Consider the following 20,586-nt stretch of genomic DNA (forward strand, 5'->3'; position numbering starts at 1 on the left):
GCTGATTCTGGTAGAGGAGATCCGTAGGGCGAAACCTCGTCGTGCGGCGGGACCGCGGCGCCGCCGGCTTCGCACTGCGGGCCCGTTCCCATAACTCCGTTGCGTCCGTGTCCCGTACCGGCAAAGCTGATCGCCAAGTTGATCTCCAGACATGAGGCGAGAGGTACGGATATGGAAGCGATACGTCTACCCGCACGACGACGCCGGCGGGCGCTCGGCCTGACGGTCACCACGCTCGGCACGGCCGCTCTGACGTTGGCCCTCGCCCCGCAAGCGCCGGCGGCACCGCTCGCCGCCGACGGTTTCGAAAACCCGTCGCTCGCTCCGGGGGAGTGCCGGACCTTCCATACAGGCGACCGGGTGGGCGCATGGGAGGTGACCGCCGGTGAGGCGCGGCTCTGCGACACGGCAGTCCTGAACGCGTCCGAGGGCAAGCAGTCCCTGCAGCTTCTCGGCGAGGGCACCGTCCGGCGGTCCTTCGACACCGTCCCGGGGCAGAAGTACGACGTCCGGTTCGACCTCGCGGGTGACCCGGCCGAGCCCCGCGCGGTCAAGGACGTCCTGGTGTCGTTCTCATCCGGAGGGGCACGCACCTCCTCGGTCGACCCGATGGGCAACCGTCCGCAGGACGTGGGCTGGGAGAAGAACTCCCAGCTGTTCCCGGCGCGGGACAGGACGACCTGGGTGGAGTTCTCCAACAACACCTGGGGCCATGGACCCGGCGGCTTCGCCGAGCGCGGCCCGCTGCTCGACAACGTGGAGCTGGAGCCCTCGCGCCAGTAGTGGCCGCAGCGGGCGCCTCCATCCGGCCGTCAAGCGGGTCCGGCCGGTTCACGCAGACGCACGGCGAGTGCGGCGATGTCGTCGTCAAGGCCTCCGCTGCTGTAGCGGAGGAGGTCACGGTGCAGCCCGTCGAGAAGCTCGCGGGGCCGCTCCGGTGTCTGCCGCCGCATCCAGGCCGCCAGCGGGAAGAACTCGCCATCGCGGTCGCGGGCCTCGGTGACACCGTCGGTGTAGAGAAGCAGATGGTCGCCGGGGGCGAAGTCGAAGGTGTCGACGCTGTAGTGATCGCCGATCAGTTCGGCGAGGTTGAGCAGCGGCGAGGGAGCGGTGGGCTCCAGGACGTGGAGTTCTCCACGGCCGAGGAGCAGGGGCGGTGGGTGTCCGCAGTTGAGGATCGCGATACGGCCGTCCTCGTGCGGGATCTCGACGAGAAGAGCGGTGATGAAGCTCTCCATCAGATCCTCAAGGGGGAACGCGGCGCTGTAACGGGCGCTGCTCGCCTCCAGGCGGCGCGCGATACTGCCCAGGTCGGGCTCGTCGTAGACCGCCTCCCGGAAAGAGTTGACCACCGCCGCCGCCGACCCCACCGCCGGCAGACCCTTGCCCCGGACATCTCCGATGAGCAACCGGACTCCGTACTGGGTGTCGGCCACCTCGTAGAAGTCACCGCCGATACGGGCCTCGGCCGCGGCCGCGAGGTACAGCGACTCGATCTCGATGTCTCCGAAGCAGCGCGGCATCGGGCTCAGGACCACCTGCTGCGCCGCGTTGGCGACGAGCCGGACCTGGAAGAGCGTCCGCTCCCGCTGGAGCCGGACGTGACTTCCGTACGCGGCCGCTACGGTGACCGCGACGATCCCCGCCGCCGTGTACCCCGTCCCCAGGTCGGGGAAGACGATGCCGAGGCCGATCATGAGCAGAAGGCAGACCGTGCCCAGGAGGACGGTGGGGAGTACGGGCCACATGGAGGCGGCAAGAGCGGGCGCCGCGGGCAGGAGACGGCTGAAGGCCATGCTCCTGGGCGTGGTGTAGGCCAGGCTGGCGATGACAACGGTGAGGATCACCGGGGACAGCGGAGTAAGCGGCCACCGGCCGTGGCGACGACGGAGCCGCAGCCGGCCAGGCTTGATCACACTGCACAGTCTATCCAGACAAAGGGGGCATAGCGCCCTGGTGGGCCGGGTTCGCCCTCGCCTGGGGCCGGGCCTGGCGGCTTCACTTGGGGCGAAGGCGGCGCGGATCGCGCGCTCCATCGTTAGGCCGTCCGGTGGTGGCGCGCATGACATCGAACGCGTGACCTATATGGGGGGTGGCGGGGGTGCGGCCGCACTCGTCAGCTTGCTGTGAAGGCAATCGCGGCAGCGAGTTCGGCCCACGTGCCCGTTGCTGTCGCCCAGGACGGTATTGCTCTCGGAGCCGGTTTGTCACCCAGTCCGCCGGTGAACAGGTAACGGTGGCCGACCGTGGTCAGATGCCCCAGGACGTCGAGGCGGTCGTCGACGAAGTGCGTGATGTTCAACTGCGCGCAGACCGGCGCTTTGCCGGCACGCTCGCGAACGAAATGCAGGTTTCCGGCGGGGACGCCGGTGCGGCGGAAGAACTCATGGTGGTGCAGCCATGCGCAGGTGTTCGCGGCCACCTTCGGGCCTGCCTTGGACACCAGGTGCACCCGCCCCTCGAAGGGCTCTGCCCTCAGCAGGGCGAGGGCTTCGAACACGCCCTCCACGGCCGGAGCCAGCGCAGGCGGAGCGTGGTGATGGTCCGGCCCACGGTAGAGGGTTCGTCCGCCGTGTGACGGCCGTTGTTTCCCGACCCGCGCCGTCACCTTCACCTCTAGCCAGAAAGGAACCCTCGACCAGTGAACGATCGCCCCAGCTCCCGCTCGCCGATGCGCTGCAGCAGCGCGTCGTTGGGCGCACCGACGATCAACAGGGCCAGTGCGTCCCGGTAGTGGCGGCCCAACGTGGTCTCGGGCGCGGCGTAACCGGCTCCCCCGCACAGCAGTGCCGCCTCGCGCACGGCCTCCTGGAGGTTTGCTGTGCAGAACACCTTGGCCGCCTCGGACGTCACGGGTGCGTCCGGTCCCAGCAGGCTCTGCCACACCGACCGCATCACCATCACCCGTGTGGCCAGTTCGCCGACGCGCAACAGCATCGCGCCCCTGACTTCGGCCGGTCGCTGCTCCAGGGTGTCGCGCACGAAGCGCAGGGCGTGTGCGTGCACGGCGTCGGCCGAGCCCAGGGCACGGGAGACATAGCCGGTCACATCATGGGCGAGCAGGGATGTGGTGATGTCGTGGCCCCACCCGCCCAGGACCTCCTCGTCCGGGTCGAACTCGTAACCGGTGAAGGTGATCTCCGCCAGGGAGACGCCGAGCATGCCGGGGCGCGGCAGCTCCGGGCCGATGGTCACCCCGGGCCGGGCCGGATCGACGAACACCCCCAGGACGGCGTCGGGGCCCCGGGCGATGGCCAGGACACGATCGGCGTCGCGGGCGTTGGTGACCCAGCTCTTACGGCCGTCGAGCACGCCCGTGGCCCCGCTCCGGGTGACGCTGCTGCGCAGCCGCGAGGGATGGCCGATGCCCTGTTCGTGGTAGGCACGGGCGAACACCGTCTCGCCACGGGCCATCGAGGTCAGCCAGGCCCGGCGCTGCTGGGGGGTGCCGTGCTGCCGTACTTCTCGGCAGAGTCTCAGGTGGGTGCCCACCAGGCCGGCGAGCGGCTGCCAGCCGCGCCCCAGTTCATAGCCGAGCCTGGCCACGTCCGCGCGGTCCCAGTCCGCCCCGCCGTACTCCGCGGGTACGGTCACCCCGAACGTGCCCAGCTGCACGAGCCGTTGGACCAGGGGGCGGGGGTAGTCCGCTTCGGGATGCTCGGCCAGATACGGTCCGATCTCCGTCCGGGCGAACGCCCTGACCCGTGCCAGCCCTGACCGGACGGCCTCGCCGGGCCCGTGCGTCGTTCGCATGCTGGCTGCCTTCCGCCGTCGGGGCCGTACGTCTCACTCACGAGGACGATATTTACCCACAGTTGGGCTGTTCGGAAGGGATATCTGTTACAACCCTTATGGGGGACTATGGGGCGAGGGGGAGAGTATCGAGATCTACGCGCAGGACACGAGTGTCATCGAGCGGTACGCCGCCCACCTGGACATCGCGCCGGAGCTCATCCGGCGCGCGTCCCTCCTTGAGGGCGGCCGCATTGTGCAACTGCCGCCCCACCGCGAGGTCCTCCTCGATGTGCTGGACCTGTCCACCACCAACACCACCGGCACCTTCAAGTCCTGGCTCGCGTGCGTCGCCGTCGCCCGGTGCCTCGGTGAGAACCATGCGCTGATCCTGGGGCAGAGCTCGGGAAACACCGCCAACGCCATGGCCGCCTACACCGCCCACGTCGGTATCCGCGCCGTGTTCCTGTACCCGCCCGCCTCCCGCGGGAAGTTCCTGCCGCACCTCGCCCAGGCGAAGACCGTCCGGTTCGTCGAGGTCGACGCCACCGAGCAGCACATCAAGGCCGCCCTGGCCGCCTACGCACGGACCTCCGGGATCCCCGTCGCGCCCACCCGGTCCGACCAGGACGAAGCGAACAAGGCGCGCGCGTACTTCCTGCGGGACGCCGCACGCGAGCTGGACCGCCACTGGGACTGGCACGTACAGGCGATCTCCAGCGCGTACGGCCCCTTCGGCTTCTACCAAGGGGTGGAGGAGATCGGGCGTACGGATCGCACGGCCATGCGCGTGCCCCGGTTCCTCGGCATCCAGCAAGAAGCGGTGACACCCTTCGTCCACGCCGTCACCGGCCGGAAGGGCGACCCGGACGCCGACATGGTGGAGCCCACTCTCTTCCGGCGTGTCCTCACCGATGAACTCGTCCAGCGGATGCGCCGGCTCTGCTCCACTTCCCGGGGCACCGTGCGCCACGTCACCAACACCCGTTACCGGCAGCTCGAGCCGCAGGCCACCGCCATGCTGCAGGAAGCCGGAGTGACGGTGACACGCGACAGCGACGGACAGCCCGGGGAGCGCGCCGGGCTCTACTCCCTCGTGGGTGCCCTCGACGCGATCGAGCAGGAGGTGATCCGCCCCGGCGAACACGTGCTTGCCGTGTACACCGGCGGCTCCGCCCCACTGCCTTCCGGCACATACCACCCCCACGGGCAGGCTCACCTGGACGAGGTGCCCGACGCCATCTCCCGGGCGGTGGGTGGTTTCGGGGAGAACCTGCACACATCCGGGTAGCGCTTAAAGCTGCCGCGTTCCGTGCCAGTTGGCCAGCCAGTCGTCCAGCAACGTCACCTGGCGTTCGGGTGGGAACTCCTCGGGTGAGAGCAGTGCCTGGACCACCAGGCCGAGCGTGAATCCCTGGGCCGTGGCGGCCAGTTCGGCGGCCGGGACGTCTTCGGGAAGCTCGCCGCGCCGCTGGGCGGCGGTGATGTGGACGACGAGGCGTTCGCGGGAGCGGCGGTAGCGCGCGGAATGCTCGGCCGCGAGTTCGGGATCGGCGAGCGCGACGTCCCAGGAGCCGACCCAGATGCGATTGCCGACGGTGCTCTCCGCGTCGAGCGGGAGGATGTCGAGCAGCGCGGTGCGGAGCGCGGCGAGCCCTTCGGCGGGCGCGGTCCGGCGGCGGCGGTTCTCGGAGTGCTGGGACAGGACGTCCAGCGCGTAGCCGACAAGGGCGCGCTTGTTCGGGAAGTAGTGGGTGAGCAGCCCGGTGGAGGCGTTCATCTCCGCCGCCACGGCGCGCAACGTCAGCCCGCCGAAGCCGCGTGCGGCCAGGACGCGCCAGACGGCCTCGGAAACCTCGCGGCGGCGGGCGTCATGGTCTCCACGAGCTGGGGTCATGCCGCTATCGTACATACCAAACGTTTGTTACGTACCTTGTGTGTCATCGTGTGCCGCTGGAGGTTCCCCATGTACGCCATACCGCTGTCCACCACCCTTGCCGCCGAGCTGCGCCCGCTGGAGCCCTGGCACGCCGAGGAGTTCCTCGCGCACATCGACCGCGCCCGGCCGAACACCGACCCCTGGATCCCGTGGGCCTCCCGCTCCACCGACCTGGAATCGGCTCGGGCGACGCTCCAGTCGTACGCCGACAAGCAGGCGGGCGACACCGGCCGGATCTACGGCATCTGGCTGGACGGGACACTGGTCGGCGGCGTGATGTTCGTCCACTTCGACGTCCGCTCCGGCAACTGCGAGATCGGAGTGTGGGCGGAGAAGGCGGGCGAGGGGCGCGGGCTGGTCACCGCGGCCGTGCGGCACCTGATGGAGTACGCGCTGGTCGAGCGTGGGATGCAGCGGGTGGAGTGGTTCAACAGCACGCTCAATCTGCGCAGCCGCGCGGTCGCCGAGCGGCTGGGCATGCACCTGGACGGCGTGCTGCGCTCCTACTTCCCGCACAACGGGGTCCGGCACGACAAGGAGGTCTGGTCGCTGCTGGCCGAGGAGTGGCATGCGTCCGGGATCCGACCGTGATCGCGCTCGTTCGCTGAACCACCGGGTGTAACTTGCCGGACACACCTACCGGGATATCTCCGCCGTCAACCGTCGGCCATAGGCTGGACGCGGCCTTGCCGGCTGAGCACGACCTCAGCCGTTCACCAGCAAGGGCGGGCGACAGGGAGCATGGCAGTGGAACACGAACTTCGTGCGGAATACGCAAACGGCAGCCTGCTCCAGGACCCGGATGCCCAGGTCAAGACGTGGCACGTCGTGCGCGCGGACTCGCTCACGGCCATGTGCGGCCGGGAGCTGGAACCTCAGTCGGCGGTGCGGTCCTCCGACGACTGGGGCTCGGGCATCCCGGTCTGCCACAGCTGCGGAGCCCTGTTCCTGCGTGAATCGCCGTGACAGGCGACTGACATCACCGCCTTCAGCTCCCTGTTCGTGTGCGTCACCTTCCACGGGCGATCTTCAACAGCGCAGCGATGGAAGGGAAATTGACAGGATCGCCTCTGGGAGTCCACCCTTCCGGAGGCATGGGCAAGCACGCACGCCGCACCTCTGCAGACGAACCGTCCGACGACCCCCTCGCCGTCTACCACGAGCGCCGCCGACCGCCCGCGGACGGCCCGCGGCGTCACCGGCCCGTGAATGGCGGCGGGCGTCACGTACGGCCGGACGAGCAGCGGCTGCTCGAGGAGTGGGACGGGTTCGGCTACCAGGCGGTCGGCGTCGCACGGAACCTCGCCGAGGCGCAGGCCTGGGCCCGTGAAGTCTCGTCACCCTGAGTCGGCGAAGGGTCGGTCGCGGGGCTTGCCGCCCTGAGCGTCCTCGTTCTCGTCCTCGGATTTCTCGGCATGGCCCCGCAGCATGGGGCCGCGGCAGGGCCGCATCCCTCGCCCTCAGCCCCCGCACCCCATATTGCCTTCGAACACCAACCCCGTGACGTACCACGGTGGTGCGATCCAGGACGCGCCCCAGGTATATGTCGTGTGGTGGGGAACCCAGCGAGTGGGGCAGTGGTTCGACGACAGCGCGGCCTCGCCGCAGAGCCCCACGCAGTCCGACTTCGCGAGCGAGGCCATCAAGGCCGCACAGTACTTCGGCGTGAGCGGCCCCGACATCCAGCCCGTCGGCAGCAGTGGCGTCGACCCGAGCAACGAAGGTGTGACCCTCGCCGGCGGCCACGAGTACGCCGAGACCCTCCCGGACCCGGTGCCCGACTCGGGCTGGATCACCGACAACGACACGACCGGCGGTGAGACCGCTGGCGACCAAGGCGGAGGCTGACCTGCCCGGGTGGGCGGAGCCGGATGCTCCGCCCACCCTCCGGCATCCCGCGGCAACGCAGAAACGGCCCACGCCATGAGCCACCGCACCCTTGCCCTCATCGCCCGTACCGTCCTCGTCCTGCTCGTCCTCACCGGCTGTGCCGCCACCACGGGACGGGCGACCCCGGCACATCGGACACCACCGTGCCGTGCCCCCGGAAAGGCCGTGCTGCCGCACACCGACGGGACGCTCACCGAGAACGACAACGGCGCACGCATCTGCCTGGCGCGGGGCCAGGAGATCGCCGTGTTCCTCAACGCGCACAGCAATGATCCGCAGCGACGCTGGCAGCCGATCACGGCACAACCGGAGACGGCCGTCACGCGTGGCAACAACGGCGTGATGACCCTGCCGATCGGCACCACTGCCGCCCTGTTCACCCCGACCGCCACCGGTGACGTCCAACTGACCAGCCGCCGGAGCGCCGGCGAGACCTGGCACGCGACCCTCGCCGTGCGCTGACACCCCGGATCGCCGATCGCGCCCGGTCATGTCCCCGGCCGATGTCAGGGCGCCAGGTCCCGGCGGGCCAGCAGCCGGAACGACGCGGTGATCCCCAGCAGGCCGACGCCCACGAGCACCCCCAAATACCCCCAAGGAACGGCTCCGTGGGCCAGCGCGTCGCCGGGGGCGTAGTAGTGGAACGGGCTGACGAACCGCAGGGGGGCGGCTGGCTTCCAGGCCAGCGCCACGAAGTTGACCGCGAAGCCCACCGCACCCACGGCGATCGTCGTTCCGGTCACCTGCGCCCGGCGCCCGGCCACCGCGGACGCGGCGAGCGCCGGACCCGTCAGACACAGGGCGAAGCCGAAGCCCTGGAGCCCCGCGGCGAACACACCGCTCAACGGCACCGCCGCGTGCAGGTCCGGGAAGAGCCCGACCCCGGCGGCGACGGTGACCGTGGCGGCGGCGTTGAGCACCACCAAGGTCAGGACCAGGGCCGCCGTCCGCTCGGCCAGCAGACGGGTGCGGGTGACCGGACGCACCATCAGCAGCTCGATGGTGCCCGACTCTACATCGGCGGCGACCGCGCCGGCGGCCAGCGAGCCGATCGCGGTGAGCTGCAGCGCGATCCAGAACGGGTGGGTCAGACCCGCCCCGAGCAGCCCGGGGTAACTGGCGATCGACACCTCACCGTTCGAACCGCTGAATGCCCTGAAGGCGCTGGGCGGGGTATGCCCCGCACCGCCGAAGAGGTCCGACGGCGGGACCGCACGAGTGATCACCACGATGAGCAGTTCGAAGACCACCATGCCGGTCGACAGCGCGACCAGCATCCGCCTGCGCCGGTAGAGCGCCAGCCACAGCAAGGGGAAACGGCTCTTCACCGGCCCTCCCGCCCGGTCCGCGACGGCTGCCGGTAGAGGTCGAGGAAGGCCTCGTCCAGCCCGGCCTCCTCGACGGTGAGGTCGATCACGGGAAGGGTCAGGAGATCGCGTACCACGGCGACCACCTCGTGCGGAGGGACCAGCAACTCGACCTTGTCGCCCTGCCAGCGCGGCGTCCAGCGCTCCGCCGCGCCGAGTCGCCTCGCGCCGCGCCCGTCCCCGAAGGTGAATCGCACCCTGCGGGCCCGCGCCTCGCGCAGGGCCGCGACCGACTGGACGGTCACCAGCCGCCCGGCCCGGACGATCGCCACCCGCCCGCAGGCCCGCTGGACCTCCGGCAGCACGTGGCTGGAGAGCAGCACCGTACGCCCGGCGGCCGCGGCTTCGGCCAGCAGGGCGAAGAACGTCTCCTGGACCAGTGGGTCGAGACCCTCGGTCGGTTCGTCGAGAATCACCAGCACGGGATCGTGCTGGAGCGCTTGGACCAGGCCGAGCTTCTGCTTCATGCCGCGCGAGTACTCCACGACCCTGCGGCCGAGGTCCGCCGCCGACAACCCGAGCCGATCGCACAGCTCCGCGCGCCGGGAGACGGCGGCGCCCTGCAGGTCGGCCAGCAGCTCCAGGGTCTGCCCGCCGGTGAGCTCCGGGTACAGCCGCAGCTCACCCGGCAGATACCCGAGGGACGGGGCCAGCCGGCGGTGGTCGGCGACCGGGTCGAGACCGAGCACCCGGACCCGGCCCCCGGTGGGGCGCAGCAGCCCCACCAGACACCGGATCGTGGTCGTCTTGCCCGCTCCGTTCGGCCCGAGGAAACCGAACACCTCGCCCTCGCCGACGGTGATGTCCAGCCCCTCGACACCGACGGTCCGACCGTATTTCTTGGTGAGAGATCCGATCTCGATCACGGGTGCCGTGTCGGCCGTCATCATCGCGGGCATGGCGATCTCCTCACTGCATCAACGCACCATGAGGGCATATACCCGCTGAAACGGGAACCCAGCACTTCCGCGGTCGGCCACCCTGCGGGAGCACATCGGGACAACCCGGCTTCCGGTCCCGGGGAACAAGGATTACATTGCCGTCGAGCAGCCACACCGGTGTCCGGGGAGGGGTGGAACGCCCCGATCGCCTGAAGGGGGAGGTCTGTATGCAGATCCGTCGGCTCACGGCATTCATCGGGTCCGAGATCACCGGGGTCACCTTCGAGGACTTGCGGCGCCCCGACATCTTCGGCCCCCTCCACGAGGCGCTGCGTCAGCGGGAGTTGATCGTGGTGCGTGATCTGGCCCTCACCCCCGGACAGCAGGTCGTCCTCGCGCGCAAGATCGGCAGACCGGTTCCCTTCCCCGACGCGAGGTACGGGCATCCGTCCTTCCCCGAGGTCACCGTCATGTCGAACGTCGTCGAGGGAAACAAACCGGTGGGAGCCGCCCGCGCCGGGAGCTACTGGCACCAGGACTCCACGTTCATCAAGGATCCGCCGGCCTATTCCATGCTGTACGGCGTCGACGTCCCGCACACCAGCGGCCACACGTTGTACGCCAACGCCTGTGACGTCTACGACCGCCTGCCGGACCCCTGGAAAACAAGGATCGACGGGCGCACGGCCGTGCACACCTTCGCGAGACACTTCATCATCGGCCCGGAACACGCCGGACTGTCCGTGGCCGAACTGCGGGCCCTGATCGAGATCAAGCACCCTCCCGTCGAACACCCGCTGGTCAGGCGCGACGCGTCCACCGGGCGGCGCTATCTCTACGGTGCCCCCGAGTACCTGCGCACAGTGAGCGGCTTCGACGCCAATCAGGTCAAGGAGTTCCGCACCCTGCTCGACCACCTCGTCCAGGATGCGGAACACATCTACACACACCGCTGGCTGCCGAAGGACCTCCTGGTGTGGAAAACGGCGACCGCTTACCACGCGGCCACACCTGTCGAGCCGGGAGTTCACCGAACCGTCCACCGCGTCAGCATCGCCGCGGCGTAGCCGTACGTCTGCCCGCGCACGTTCGGGTGTACGGCGACGCGCGGGCATTGCGGCCGGCCGCCGGGTGCGCATGATTGACCTCGTACCCCGACGGATCCAAGGTGAGCAGGAGAAGCCCGACATGTCCGTAGCGGACACCGAGGTGGCGGTATTGATCGTCGGTGGCGGACCGGTCGGGCTCACCGCCCGAGCGCTGCTGGAACGCTGGGGCGTGCGGGCGTTGCTGGTCGAGAAACATGGCGAGCTGTCACCCTTTCCCCGGTCCCGGCTGGTCAACGTACGTTCGATGGAGATCTTCCGGCAGCTCGGGCTCGCCACCGAGATCGCGGCCCACGCGTTCGCGCCGAAGTACGGCCGCATCCGCTTCCGCGACACCCTGTACGACCGCGACTTCGCCACGGCGGCGATGGTCGGGGTCAACGCGCCGGTGCCCGAGAGCCCCGTGATCGGCGCGGTCACCTCGCAGGACCGGTTGGAACCCACCCTGCTCGGCGCGGCGGACGCGCCCGTACGGTTCGGGGTCGAGCTCGTCGGCCTGACCGAGGAGGCCGACGGCGTCGTGGCCTTGCTCGTCGACCACCGGCGTGGTGAGGAGACCCGCGTCCACGCCCGTTATGTACTCGCCGCCGACGGCGCGAACTCCACCGTCAGGCAACTGCTGGGAATCGGCACGACCGGGCCCGGAACGATGGGGGACTTCACCACCGTCGTGTTCGATGCCGACCTCGGCCGTTGGTGTGCCCGTCAGCCTGCCGGGGTCTACTTCACCGCCCACGGTCTGTTCGCCCCGCTCTACCCCGAAGGAGGCTGGGCCTGGTTCGTGCCCACACCCGAAGACGCCGCGCGCGCCGACTGGCCCGGCCTCGTCTCGCGTGCCCTCGGCACCGGCGCCGAGGTGCGAGCCGACGTATTGCGGGTTCAGCACTGGGCGATGAGCGCGTTCGTCGCCGAGCATCTCCGCCACGGCCGGGTCCTGCTGGCGGGTGACGCCGCGCACGCGATGCCCATCGTCGGTGGCCTGGGCATGAACGCCGGCCTCGCCGATGCGCACAACCTCTGCTGGAAACTGGCGGGCGTTCTCCGCGGATGGGCCGGTCCGGGCCTGCTGGACACCTACGAGACGGAGCGACACCCCGTCGCCGACCAGACTCTCCGTCAAGCGGTGGCCAACACCCAGCTCCTGCTCCAAGTGCAGAACCGGCGCCGCGAACAGCTCCGGAGCGGCGAAGCGACGCCGGCCCATGTCGAACTGCCGTGGTCGGAGCGGTACTTCGCGCAACTCGGTCTCGTGCTCGGCGTCACCTACCGCTCCGGTGCCGTCCTCGCCGACGACAGCACCCCACCCGAGCTCTCCGACATGGGCACGGATTATGTCCCCACCGCGGAACCAGGCCATCGCATGCCACACCTCTGGCTCGCGCACGGCCACTCCACGCTCGACGCCTTCGGCGAGTGGTTCACCTTGCTCACGCCGGACCCCGCCCGCTGGGCGCAACAACACGCCACCTCACCATGGCCGTTGCGCATCGAGAACCTTCCCCACGAGCCCGCCCGCCTCTGCGGCCTTCGCCCGCACGGAGCGCTGCTCGTCCGGCCCGACGGCCACATCGGCGCCCGCTGGCGCGACCGCCCACTGAGCGACGCCGCCCTCCACCACGCCCTCACCGCGATCACCGGCTCGACGCCTCCCTGACGGCCCCGCCCGGCTCGAATCGGATGTGCTGTCCGGGGGCCGTAGCCGGCCGGGACGGCGGCATCGCGTAACCCCTTCGGCCGCGCGTGTCGGACGCCTGCGGGAGCTGTCGTCGCCGTCGCATGGAGAATGCTTCGCGTGAAGCGCCCGGCAGCAGGAGGATGGAGAGCACGGCTGGTCCACGAGCGCCCGCGCCCGCGCCGGGTGCGCGAGTCACGGTACGCGTGGCAGCTCGCGGTGACCACCGTCTGCTTCGGCGCCTTCATGAGCCAGCTCGACGCGAGCATCGTCACGCTCATCTACCCCAGTCTGGAGCGCGAGTTCCACGAACCGCTCGCCACCGTCCAGTGGGTCTCGCTGGCGTATCTGCTCGTTCTCACCGCTCTCCTGGTCACCGTCGGCCATCTGTCGGACGTGCTCGGCCGCAAGCTGGTCTACCTCTACGGCTTCGGGTTCTTCACCGCAGCCTCCGCCGCCTGCTCCCTCGCCCCGAACCTGACGGTGCTCGTGTGCTGCCGGGGCGCACAGGCGCTCGGCGCGGCGATGCTCGCCGCCAACAGCGTCGCCCTGGTCACCCTCGCCGCACCACGGGACAGGCTGCGGGGAGCGCTCGGTCTCCAGGCCGGGGGGCAGGCACTGGGGCTCGCGGCCGGGCCGACGCTGGGCGGCATCCTGGTCTCCACGGTGGGCTGGCGCTGGGTGTTCTGGATCAATGTGCCGGTCGGCGTCGCCGCGATCGTCGTCGGCCGTTATCTGCTGCCGCGCACGGTCGAACGGGCCGACGGCACACGGTTCGACCTCCCGGGCACGGCCTGGCTCGCGGCCGCGGTGACGGCACTCCTCGCCGGGGTCTCGGTGTTCTCCGGCCTGCCACTGCCCGGATGGGCGGGCGCCGCGCTGATCGCGTCGTCCATGGGGGCGTTCGCCGCGTTCGTCCGCCGGGAAGCTCGGGCCCCCGCGCCGCTGGTGTCGCTGGAGCTGTTGCGCGACAAGCGGATCGGCTGGGGCCTCATGGGGGCACTCGCCGGATATCTGGTGCTGTTCGGGCCGCTGCTGCTCGTACCGCTGGTGCTGACTCGCGACGGGGCGGGCGAGATGCGGGCCGGTCTGCTGCTCAGCGCGCTGGCCGCGGGCTTCGCGTGCGCGGCGAACCTCCAGGAGAAGCTGCTGCCCGAGCGGTGGACGAGCCGCCGCCGGTGCCTCGTCGGAGCGGCGGTATCCCTGGCCGGTCTGGCCGGGCTCGCCCTGGCCTGTCCCGTGTTGCCGTGGCTGATCGGCTGGCTCGCCGTGCTCGGGCTGGGGCTGGGGACGTTCACCCCGTCCAACAACGCGATGGTCATGGGAGCCGTGCCCAGGGAACTGTCCGGCACCGGCGGCGGAATGATCAATATGGTGCGGGCCCTGGGCACCGCGCTCGGCATCGCCCTGGTCTCCCTCACCTTCCACCTCGACGGTGACCGCACCCGGGGCTCGGTCCTGCCGCCGCTCCCATTGGCGGCACTCGCCTGCGTCACGGCCCTGATGGGCCTGTCCGTCGTCCTCGGAGGCCGCTCGGCACCCGCCCCTCAAGCCGTACGGTGATTGGTGCTCACCGGCTGTCCGGCAGGTGCCAGCAGTACGGCTGGATGAGCCGGTCGATGCTCTGCGGGCCCCAGGAGCCCGGTGCGTACGGCTGGACCGGGGGAGGGTTCTCGAGCAGCGGGGCGGACGCCGCCCAGAGGCGTTCGATGCCGTCGGAGCTGGTGAAGAGAGACTGGTCGCCCAGCATCGCGTCGAGGATGAGCCGTTCGTAACCCTCCAGGGCGTGGGCCGTGTTGAAGCAGTCGGCGTACTCGAAGACCATCTCCGCCTCGCCGAGGCGCATCTCGGGGCCGGGTTCCTTGGCGAGGAAGCGGGTGGTGATGCGGCCCGGGTCGTCGAAGTCGACGACCAGCTTGTTGTGCCGTCCTCCGACGGCGTCCTGCGCGTCGACGGGGAACATACGGAGGGCGGGTTCACGGAAGCCGAGCGTGACCAGATGGCGTCCTTGGGCCAGGGCTTTGCCGGAGCGTAGGTAGAACGGCACTCCGGCCCAGCGCCAGTTGTCCAGCCGGACACGGAGGGCGATGAACGTCTCGGTGTCCGAGTCCGGGGCCACACCCGGTTCGTCGCGGTAGCCCTCGTACTGGCCGCGGACGACGTGGGCCGGGGCGAGGGGCCGCAGGCCGGCGAAGACCTTGTCCTTCTCGTCGCGCAGCGACTGGGCGGTGAGGGCGGCGGGAGGCTCCATCGCGACGAACGCGAGGATCTGGAAGAGATGCGTGACGATCATGTCGCGGAAGGTGCCGGTGCCTTCGAAGAACCCGGCGCGGCCCTCGATGGTGAGTTCCTCCGGTACGTCGATCTGTACATGGCTGATGTGGTTCCGGTTCCAGACGGGTTCGAAGAGGCCGTTGGCGAAACGGAGGGCGAGGATGTTGTCGACGGATTCCTTGCCGAGGAAGTGGTCGATGCGGAAGACCCGGGATTCGTCGAACACACTATGGATGGTCGCGTCGAGGGCGCGGGCGGAGGGCAGGTCCGTGCCGAAGGGCTTCTCCACGATCAGCCGTCCGCCTTCGGCGAGGCCGGTCGAGCCGAGCTCGTCGACGACGGAGGGGAACGCCTTCGGTGGCACGGCGAGATGGAACAGCCGTCGCGGCCGTCCGCCGATGGCCTGCTCGGCATCGCGTACGGCCTCCAGGAGCGGTCCGCAGGCGCCGGGGTCGGCGGCGCCGAAGCCCAGCGCGTCCTCGAACTCCCGCCAGGCCCGGCCCTCGGGCTTCGACCTGCCGAACTCGGCGACGGCTTCCCGCGCGTGCCCGCGGAACTCCTCGGTACCGAGCGCCTCGGCGGCGGGTGCCGAGCCGACGACGCGGTAACGGGAGGGCATCAGCCCGGCCCGTGCGAGGTGGAAGAGGCCCGGCAGGAGTTTGCGCCTGGCGAGGTCGCCGGTGGCGCCGAAGAGGACGATGACGTGGTCGTCGGGGCGCGGGCCGTTGTTCTCGGCTGGCTCGGCGGGGCGGGACGGGCCGGACACGGTCACTCCTTCCTCTCGGCGCGTGGCGCGTGGCGCGGGCCCTGCCCGTGCTCCCCGGGCGTCCCGGCCGCTCTCACGCGGCGTCTCCCGCGCCCACCAGTCCGCGCGCTGTCCGGGCCACGCCCTCCGGTGTGAATCCGAACCGTTGGAGCAACTGCTTCAGTGGGGCCGAGGCGCCGTAGGTGTGCATGCCGATGACGACTCCGCCGTCTCCCACGTACCGGTCCCAGCCGAACGTCGACGCCTGCTCGATGCCCACCCGGGCGGTCACCGACGGCGGCAGCACGTGGTCGCGGTACTCCGCCGGCTGACGGTCGAACAGTTCCCAGCAGGGCATGCTCACCACCCGGGCCCCGATGCCCTCCCCGGCGAGTTCGTCCCGCGCCGCCAGGGCCAGGGCGACCTCGGAGCCGGTGGCGAGCAGGATCACCTGCGGAGGTCCGGGGTCCGCGTCGGCCAGGACGTACGCGCCGCGCGCGACCCCGTCGGCGGAGGCGAGCCGGGAGCGGTCGAGCGTGGGGAGCTTCTGCCGGGACAGGACGAGCGCCGCCGGTTCGTGACGGAGCCGGGCGACCACCCGCCAGGTCTCCACGACCTCGGTGGCGTCGGCGGGGCGGAAGACCAGCAGCCCCGGCATCGCGCGGAGTCCCGCGAGCTGTTCGACGGGCTGGTGGGTGGGGCCGTCCTCGCCGACGCCGATGGAGTCGTGGGTGAAGATGTGGATCGTGGGGATCTCCATGAGGGCGGAGAGCCGGATCGCGGCCTTGGCGTAGTCGGAGAAGATGAGGAAGCCCGACCAGTAGGGCCGCAGCTTGACCAGTGCCATGCCGTTGGCGACGGCCGCCGAGGCGTGCTCCCGGACGCCCAGATGGAGGTTGCGTCCGGAGGGGCTGCCGGGCTGGAAGTCGTCGGCGCCGTCGAAGGTGAGCCGGGTCCTGGTCGACGGCGCGAGGTCCGCCGAGCCGCCCAGCAGCCAGGGCACGCGCTGGGCAAGGGCGTTGAGCACCTGGCCCGAGGAGTCCCGGGTGGCCAGGCCCTCGGCGTCGTCGGGGAAGCCGGGCAGCGCGCCGTCCCAGCCGTCGGGGAGCTCGCGGCGCTGGATGCGCTCCAGCTCCTCCGCCAGGTCGGGCCAGGAGGCGCGGTAGGACTCGAAGAACTTCCCCCAGGCCATGCGCAGCCCGGCGCCCCGGGCGCCGATGCCCTTGTCGAACCAGTCCCGGACGCCGGGAGGAACGTGGAAGGGCTCGTCCTCCGGCAGGCCGAAGAAGCGCTTGGCCGCCCGTACTCCGGCCGGCCCCAGCGGCTCGCCGTGTGCTTTCGGCGAGTCCTCGACGGGTGAGCCGTAGCCGATGTGGCTGTGCACCACGATCAGGGTCGGGCGTTCGGTCTCGGCCTTGAAGGTGTGGAAGGCGCGTGTGGCGGCGTCGAGGTCGTTGGCGTCGGCGACGGTGGTCACGTTCCAGCCGTACGCCAGGAAGCGGGCGGCGACGTCCTCGGTGAAGGTGATGTCGGTGTGGCCCTCGATGGTGACGCGGTTGGAGTCGTAGATCCAGCACAGGTTGGACAGTTGCTGATGCCCGGCGAGCGAGGCGGCCTCGGAGGAGATGCCTTCCATCATGCAGCCGTCCCCGGCGAGCGCGTACACGTCGAAGTCGAAGAGGGGGAAGCCGTCCCGGTTGTAGCGCGCGGCGAGCCAGCGGCCCGCCATGGCCATCCCGACGGACATGGCGACGCCCTGGCCGAGCGGCCCGGTGGTGGCCTCCACACCGCTGGTCCACCGGTACTCCGGGTGCCCCGGGCACCGCGAGTCGATCTGGCGGAAGGTCTTGAGGTCGTCGAGGGTCACCGACGCGCGGCCCAGCACCTCGTAGTCCGGGTCGACCGCCCGGACCCCCGTGAGGTGCAGCAGGGACCACAGCAGCGTCGAGGCGTGCCCCTCGGAGAGCACGAACCGGTCGCGGTTCGGCCAGATCGGATCCTGCGGATCGAACCGCAGAAACCTCTGCCAGAGGGTGTAGGCGACGGGGGCGATGCCCATCGGCGTACCCGGGTGTCCGGACTCCGCCCGCTGGACCGCGTCCATGCACAGACCGCGGATGGTGTTCACCGCGAGAGTGTCCAGCTCGTGCATGGAACGCCCCTGATCTCGTCGGCCCCCGCTCCGACCAGTACACGACCCCGTCCGGCCGCCCGCATCCCCGGACCGCTGGGCCTCCCGGCGACGAAGCCGGAGGGAGACCCGCAGATGGGCCGATCGGGTGAACCCGTGGGACGCGGCCGGAGAAGCTCGCGGCCCCCGCCACGCCGCCGGGGATGTCGAGAACCGGAAGTCATGCGACTGGTCCGCGGAGCCGCGGCCAGGGACGTGGAACAAACGTTGAACACCGCTGCATAACCTGCGGCTATGACCATGACGCTCAGGCAGTTCCGGTATTTGGTGACGATCGTGGACACCGGCTCCTTCACCCGGGCCGCCGACCGGCTGCGGGTCTCCCAGCCCGCGCTGTCCCGCCAGATCCAGACACTGGAACGGTCCTGCGGAGGACCGTTGATCGAGCGTGGCGTGCGCCCGGCCGCGCTCACACCGTTGGGCCGTGCGGTGCTGCCGCACGCCCAGGCCGCGTTGGCCGGTGCGGACAAGGTCAGGTCCGCCGCCCTACGGGTCAACGGCGGCGGAGCCGGTGAGCTCAGGCTGGCCACCCTGCACTCGATCAGCCTCGGGGTGCTGCCGCCCGTACTGCGGGCGTGGCGGCGTGCCCACCCCGACGGCCGCGTCACGGTCGTCGAGCAGCCGCACGCCGCCGCACTGCAGAGCGCGATGGGGTCGGGCCGGGCGGACGTGGCGGTCGGTCCGGTACCCGTGGACTGGACGGGTCCGACGGTGCCCCTGGGCACCGAAGAGTTCGTCGTGGTCCTGGCCCATGACGACCCCGTCGCCGCGAGCGGCGGCTCCCGCGTCCGGCTGGCCGATCTCGCGGACCGCGAGTGGGTCCACTTCGCCCCGGACAACGGCCTGGCGGAACTCCTGGACCGCGCCTGCGCCACAGCGGGTTTCCGGCCGCGGACCGCCGTACGAACCGAACAGACCGCCACCGCACCCCTGTTGGCGGCAGCGGGGATCGGCCCCGCGCTGGTGCCCGCGAACATCGTGCCCGCGCACTTCGACGGCCGTGTCCTGCTGCCCGACCCGGCGGTGCGCCGACGGCTGTCGGTGTACACCCGCAGTCGGCCCGACCCCCTCACCGCCGCCTTCGTCGACACCTTCAACCGCCATGCGTGCGTCACCCCGGCCCACCTCGCCCAGCACCGCCCGGATCACTGTCGGCTGTGACGTGGCCGGGGAGACAGGCTAGTCCCGCAGACGCAGCCACGCGTCGACAGTGGTGAAGTCCTCGTCCGTGAGACCGATCCGGGGATCGACGCGATACAGAAGGGCTCGTCCCCGGTGGTGTTCCGCCACCCAGGCCCGGTCGGCATCCGTGATCTCGTCATCGACCCAGACGAACGGGCGTCCGGCCGCCCGGTCGAGGAGGGCACGGGTCTTCCAGTGGAGCCCGTCCCTCCCGTCCTCGTCGGACGGCTCCGGCCAGTCCACCACGGGCAACTCCGGCAAACCGAGCCATGGTGCGATGCATTCGTTCGCGTCGGACATCCACGTCGTGGCCCACACCAGATCGCACGGCAGCGCCATCAGGCGAGGCCCATGAGCCGGATCGATCCTGGCGATCAGGGGATTCGCACCGGCTCCCCGCGCCTCTCGTCCCGTCCCGTATGTCGGGTACCCGTACGGAAGTTGTTCCCGCGTCGCCCCGAAGGGGATGAGCGGACCGTCGACATCGAGGAAGAGAAGGGGCAGCGCAGAATCGATCACCACTGCACTGTAATGCGGTCCCGGCCGTCGGCGGCTCGCGGTACCGTCCGTGGCATCGCGAGCCGGTCACTGCGCCCAGCTCGGCGTCCATGTCCCGGTGTCCCCGGGCTCGGGCCGGGTGGAGCGCAGGTAGTCGCGGAGTACGGTGAGCGCGGGGTGCGGGTTGTCGCCGCGCCAGACCAGCGAGTGCGGGTAGACCGGTGTCGGGTCGTGCACGGCGATGCGCCGCAGATCGTGGCCGGCGGGCCAGACGAGGCGGGTCTGTTCGCCGACGAAGGTCGCCAGGACGGGGGAGTCGGCGATCGTGTCGAGGAGCGGATCGGTGCCGAAGTCGGGTCCGGTCGCCTCGATGGTGAGCCCGAAGGCGGCGGCGAGGTCGTCGTAGTAGACGGCCCACTCGGTACCGGCGACGATGCCGGGCATCCAGATCCTGTGCCCGGCGAGCTGGGCGGGCGTGACCGCGCGGGCGGTGGCGAACTCGTGGGACGGCCCGGTCAGGAGCTGGAGGGGTTCGTCGAGGACCCGGGCGGTCTCGATACCGTCGGGGAGCTGCCGCGCGGGCAGGGTGACGGCGCGGAACGACGCGTCGATCGTGCCGGACCGGACAGCGGCGATGGCCGCCTCGGCGTCGAAATGTGTCACGACGTCGAGTTCGATCCCGGGATGCGCGCGATGGAAACCGCGCAGCAGATCCGCCGGTGCGAGCCGTCGGCCGATCACGTCGACGCGCATCGCGCGACTGCCGGGCCGTACGGAGGCGGCCGCCCGTTCCTCGGCCCGGAGGAGAGCGCGGGCGTGGGGCAGGAACGCCTGCCCGTCGACGGTGAGCCGGGCTCCCCGCGCGGTGCGCGTGAACAGCCGCACACCGAGGTCCTTCTCCAGCGCGGCCATGCGCTTGGAGACGGCCTGCTGGGTGATCGAGAGACTGGCGGCGGCTTGCTGGAACTGCCCCGCGTCCGCGATGGCGACGAAGGTGCGCACGGCATTGAGGTCCACGCCCGCCATCCTAGATATACAACCGATGGTTGTCGCCTGCCCGGGGGATGGGTTGTTTGACCTGCCCGTCCGCTGCTGGCTTTGATGTTGCC

At 70.6% G+C, this 20,586-nt stretch carries 21 protein-coding genes; 11 read left to right on the forward strand and 10 right to left on the reverse strand.

Features of this window, described 5'->3' with window-relative positions; all coding sequences use genetic code 11:
- Positions 1–171 precede the first annotated feature (171 nt).
- Positions 172–783: a DUF642 domain-containing protein gene (locus ACWD4A_RS19095; protein WP_451195263.1), complete on the forward strand. Its 612-nt coding sequence runs from the start codon at positions 172–174 to the stop codon at positions 781–783.
- Between the two features lie 29 nt (positions 784–812).
- Here the strand turns inward: ACWD4A_RS19095 and ACWD4A_RS19100 are convergent, their stop codons facing one another.
- The 3 genes from ACWD4A_RS19100 to ACWD4A_RS19110 all read right to left on the reverse strand — a co-directional run bounded on the left by ACWD4A_RS19100 (position 813) and on the right by ACWD4A_RS19110 (position 3,753).
- On the reverse strand, positions 813–1,796 hold the full coding sequence (locus ACWD4A_RS19100) for a PP2C family protein-serine/threonine phosphatase (protein WP_451195314.1): 984 nt from the start codon (positions 1,794–1,796) through the stop codon (positions 813–815).
- 320 nt (positions 1,797–2,116) lie between these two features.
- Positions 2,117–2,500: a hypothetical protein gene (locus ACWD4A_RS19105; RefSeq protein ID WP_451195264.1), complete on the reverse strand. Its 384-nt coding sequence runs from the start codon at positions 2,498–2,500 to the stop codon at positions 2,117–2,119.
- A gap of 116 nt (positions 2,501–2,616) precedes the next feature.
- Positions 2,617–3,753 (reverse strand): acyl-CoA dehydrogenase family protein, encoded by a 1,137-nt coding sequence (locus ACWD4A_RS19110; RefSeq protein WP_451195266.1) that lies wholly within the window; start codon positions 3,751–3,753, stop codon positions 2,617–2,619.
- 235 nt (positions 3,754–3,988) lie between these two features.
- Here ACWD4A_RS19110 and ACWD4A_RS19115 point away from each other — a divergent pair, with 235 nt between their 5' ends.
- A complete protein-coding gene (locus tag ACWD4A_RS19115; RefSeq protein ID WP_451195268.1) occupies positions 3,989–5,023 on the forward strand; it encodes a pyridoxal-phosphate dependent enzyme in 1,035 nt (344 codons plus the stop codon).
- A gap of 3 nt (positions 5,024–5,026) precedes the next feature.
- On the opposite strand, the gene ACWD4A_RS19120 is transcribed toward ACWD4A_RS19115, so the two are convergent.
- A complete protein-coding gene (locus tag ACWD4A_RS19120; protein WP_451195270.1) occupies positions 5,027–5,629 on the reverse strand; it encodes a TetR/AcrR family transcriptional regulator in 603 nt (200 codons plus the stop codon).
- 69 nt (positions 5,630–5,698) lie between these two features.
- Here ACWD4A_RS19120 and ACWD4A_RS19125 point away from each other — a divergent pair, with 69 nt between their 5' ends.
- From ACWD4A_RS19125 to ACWD4A_RS19145, 5 genes are all read left to right on the forward strand, one after another.
- Positions 5,699–6,262 (forward strand): GNAT family N-acetyltransferase, encoded by a 564-nt coding sequence (locus ACWD4A_RS19125; RefSeq protein ID WP_451195272.1) that lies wholly within the window; start codon positions 5,699–5,701, stop codon positions 6,260–6,262.
- A gap of 150 nt (positions 6,263–6,412) precedes the next feature.
- A complete protein-coding gene (locus ACWD4A_RS19130; protein WP_451195274.1) occupies positions 6,413–6,637 on the forward strand; it encodes a hypothetical protein in 225 nt (74 codons plus the stop codon).
- Positions 6,638–6,765: 128 nt separating this feature from the next.
- Positions 6,766–7,017: a DUF6087 family protein gene (locus ACWD4A_RS19135; RefSeq protein WP_451195276.1), complete on the forward strand. Its 252-nt coding sequence runs from the start codon at positions 6,766–6,768 to the stop codon at positions 7,015–7,017.
- A gap of 154 nt (positions 7,018–7,171) precedes the next feature.
- The gene (locus tag ACWD4A_RS19140; protein WP_451195278.1) at positions 7,172–7,519 is read left to right on the forward strand and encodes a hypothetical protein; all 348 of its coding nucleotides are present in this window, start codon (positions 7,172–7,174) and stop codon (positions 7,517–7,519) included.
- A 75-nt stretch (positions 7,520–7,594) separates the two neighbouring features.
- Positions 7,595–8,023 (forward strand): hypothetical protein, encoded by a 429-nt coding sequence (locus ACWD4A_RS19145; RefSeq protein ID WP_451195279.1) that lies wholly within the window; start codon positions 7,595–7,597, stop codon positions 8,021–8,023.
- Positions 8,024–8,067: 44 nt separating this feature from the next.
- On the opposite strand, the gene ACWD4A_RS19150 is transcribed toward ACWD4A_RS19145, so the two are convergent.
- A complete protein-coding gene (locus tag ACWD4A_RS19150) occupies positions 8,068–8,889 on the reverse strand; it encodes an ABC transporter permease subunit (protein ID WP_451195280.1) in 822 nt (273 codons plus the stop codon).
- The gene (locus tag ACWD4A_RS19155; RefSeq protein ID WP_451195282.1) at positions 8,886–9,827 is read right to left on the reverse strand and encodes an ABC transporter ATP-binding protein; all 942 of its coding nucleotides are present in this window, start codon (positions 9,825–9,827) and stop codon (positions 8,886–8,888) included. Before ACWD4A_RS19155 ends, ACWD4A_RS19150 begins: the two co-directional genes overlap by 4 nt.
- Before the next feature lie 209 nt (positions 9,828–10,036).
- On the opposite strand from ACWD4A_RS19155, the gene ACWD4A_RS19160 reads away from it, so the two are divergent.
- The 3 genes from ACWD4A_RS19160 to ACWD4A_RS19170 all read left to right on the forward strand — a co-directional run bounded on the left by ACWD4A_RS19160 (position 10,037) and on the right by ACWD4A_RS19170 (position 14,150).
- On the forward strand, positions 10,037–10,876 hold the full coding sequence (locus ACWD4A_RS19160) for a TauD/TfdA dioxygenase family protein (RefSeq protein ID WP_451195284.1): 840 nt from the start codon (positions 10,037–10,039) through the stop codon (positions 10,874–10,876).
- A gap of 121 nt (positions 10,877–10,997) precedes the next feature.
- Positions 10,998–12,569: an FAD-dependent monooxygenase gene (locus tag ACWD4A_RS19165; protein ID WP_451195286.1), complete on the forward strand. Its 1,572-nt coding sequence runs from the start codon at positions 10,998–11,000 to the stop codon at positions 12,567–12,569.
- A 138-nt stretch (positions 12,570–12,707) separates the two neighbouring features.
- Positions 12,708–14,150, forward strand: a complete 1,443-nt coding sequence (locus tag ACWD4A_RS19170; RefSeq protein ID WP_451195287.1) for an MFS transporter — start codon at positions 12,708–12,710, stop codon at positions 14,148–14,150.
- 7 nt (positions 14,151–14,157) lie between these two features.
- On the opposite strand, the gene zwf is transcribed toward ACWD4A_RS19170, so the two are convergent.
- Entirely contained in the window at positions 14,158–15,627 is a 1,470-nt protein-coding gene (zwf, locus tag ACWD4A_RS19175; RefSeq protein ID WP_451195289.1) for a glucose-6-phosphate dehydrogenase, read from the reverse strand.
- Between the two features lie 73 nt (positions 15,628–15,700).
- Complete coding sequence (gene tkt / locus ACWD4A_RS19180) at positions 15,701–17,758, reverse strand: transketolase (protein WP_451195291.1); 2,058 nt, start codon at positions 17,756–17,758, stop codon at positions 15,701–15,703.
- 273 nt (positions 17,759–18,031) lie between these two features.
- Here tkt and ACWD4A_RS19185 point away from each other — a divergent pair, with 273 nt between their 5' ends.
- Positions 18,032–18,958, forward strand: a complete 927-nt coding sequence (locus tag ACWD4A_RS19185) for a LysR family transcriptional regulator (protein ID WP_451195293.1) — start codon at positions 18,032–18,034, stop codon at positions 18,956–18,958.
- 18 nt (positions 18,959–18,976) lie between these two features.
- Here the strand turns inward: ACWD4A_RS19185 and ACWD4A_RS19190 are convergent, their stop codons facing one another.
- Positions 18,977–19,498 carry an HAD domain-containing protein gene (locus ACWD4A_RS19190; RefSeq protein WP_451195295.1) on the reverse strand — a complete coding sequence of 174 codons (522 nt, stop codon included), beginning with the start codon at positions 19,496–19,498 and terminating at the stop codon, positions 18,977–18,979.
- A 66-nt stretch (positions 19,499–19,564) separates the two neighbouring features.
- Positions 19,565–20,494 carry a LysR family transcriptional regulator gene (locus tag ACWD4A_RS19195; protein WP_451195297.1) on the reverse strand — a complete coding sequence of 310 codons (930 nt, stop codon included), beginning with the start codon at positions 20,492–20,494 and terminating at the stop codon, positions 19,565–19,567.
- Between the last annotated feature and the right edge of the window lie 92 nt (positions 20,495–20,586).

This window comes from Streptomyces sp. NPDC002537, assembly GCF_053594975.1.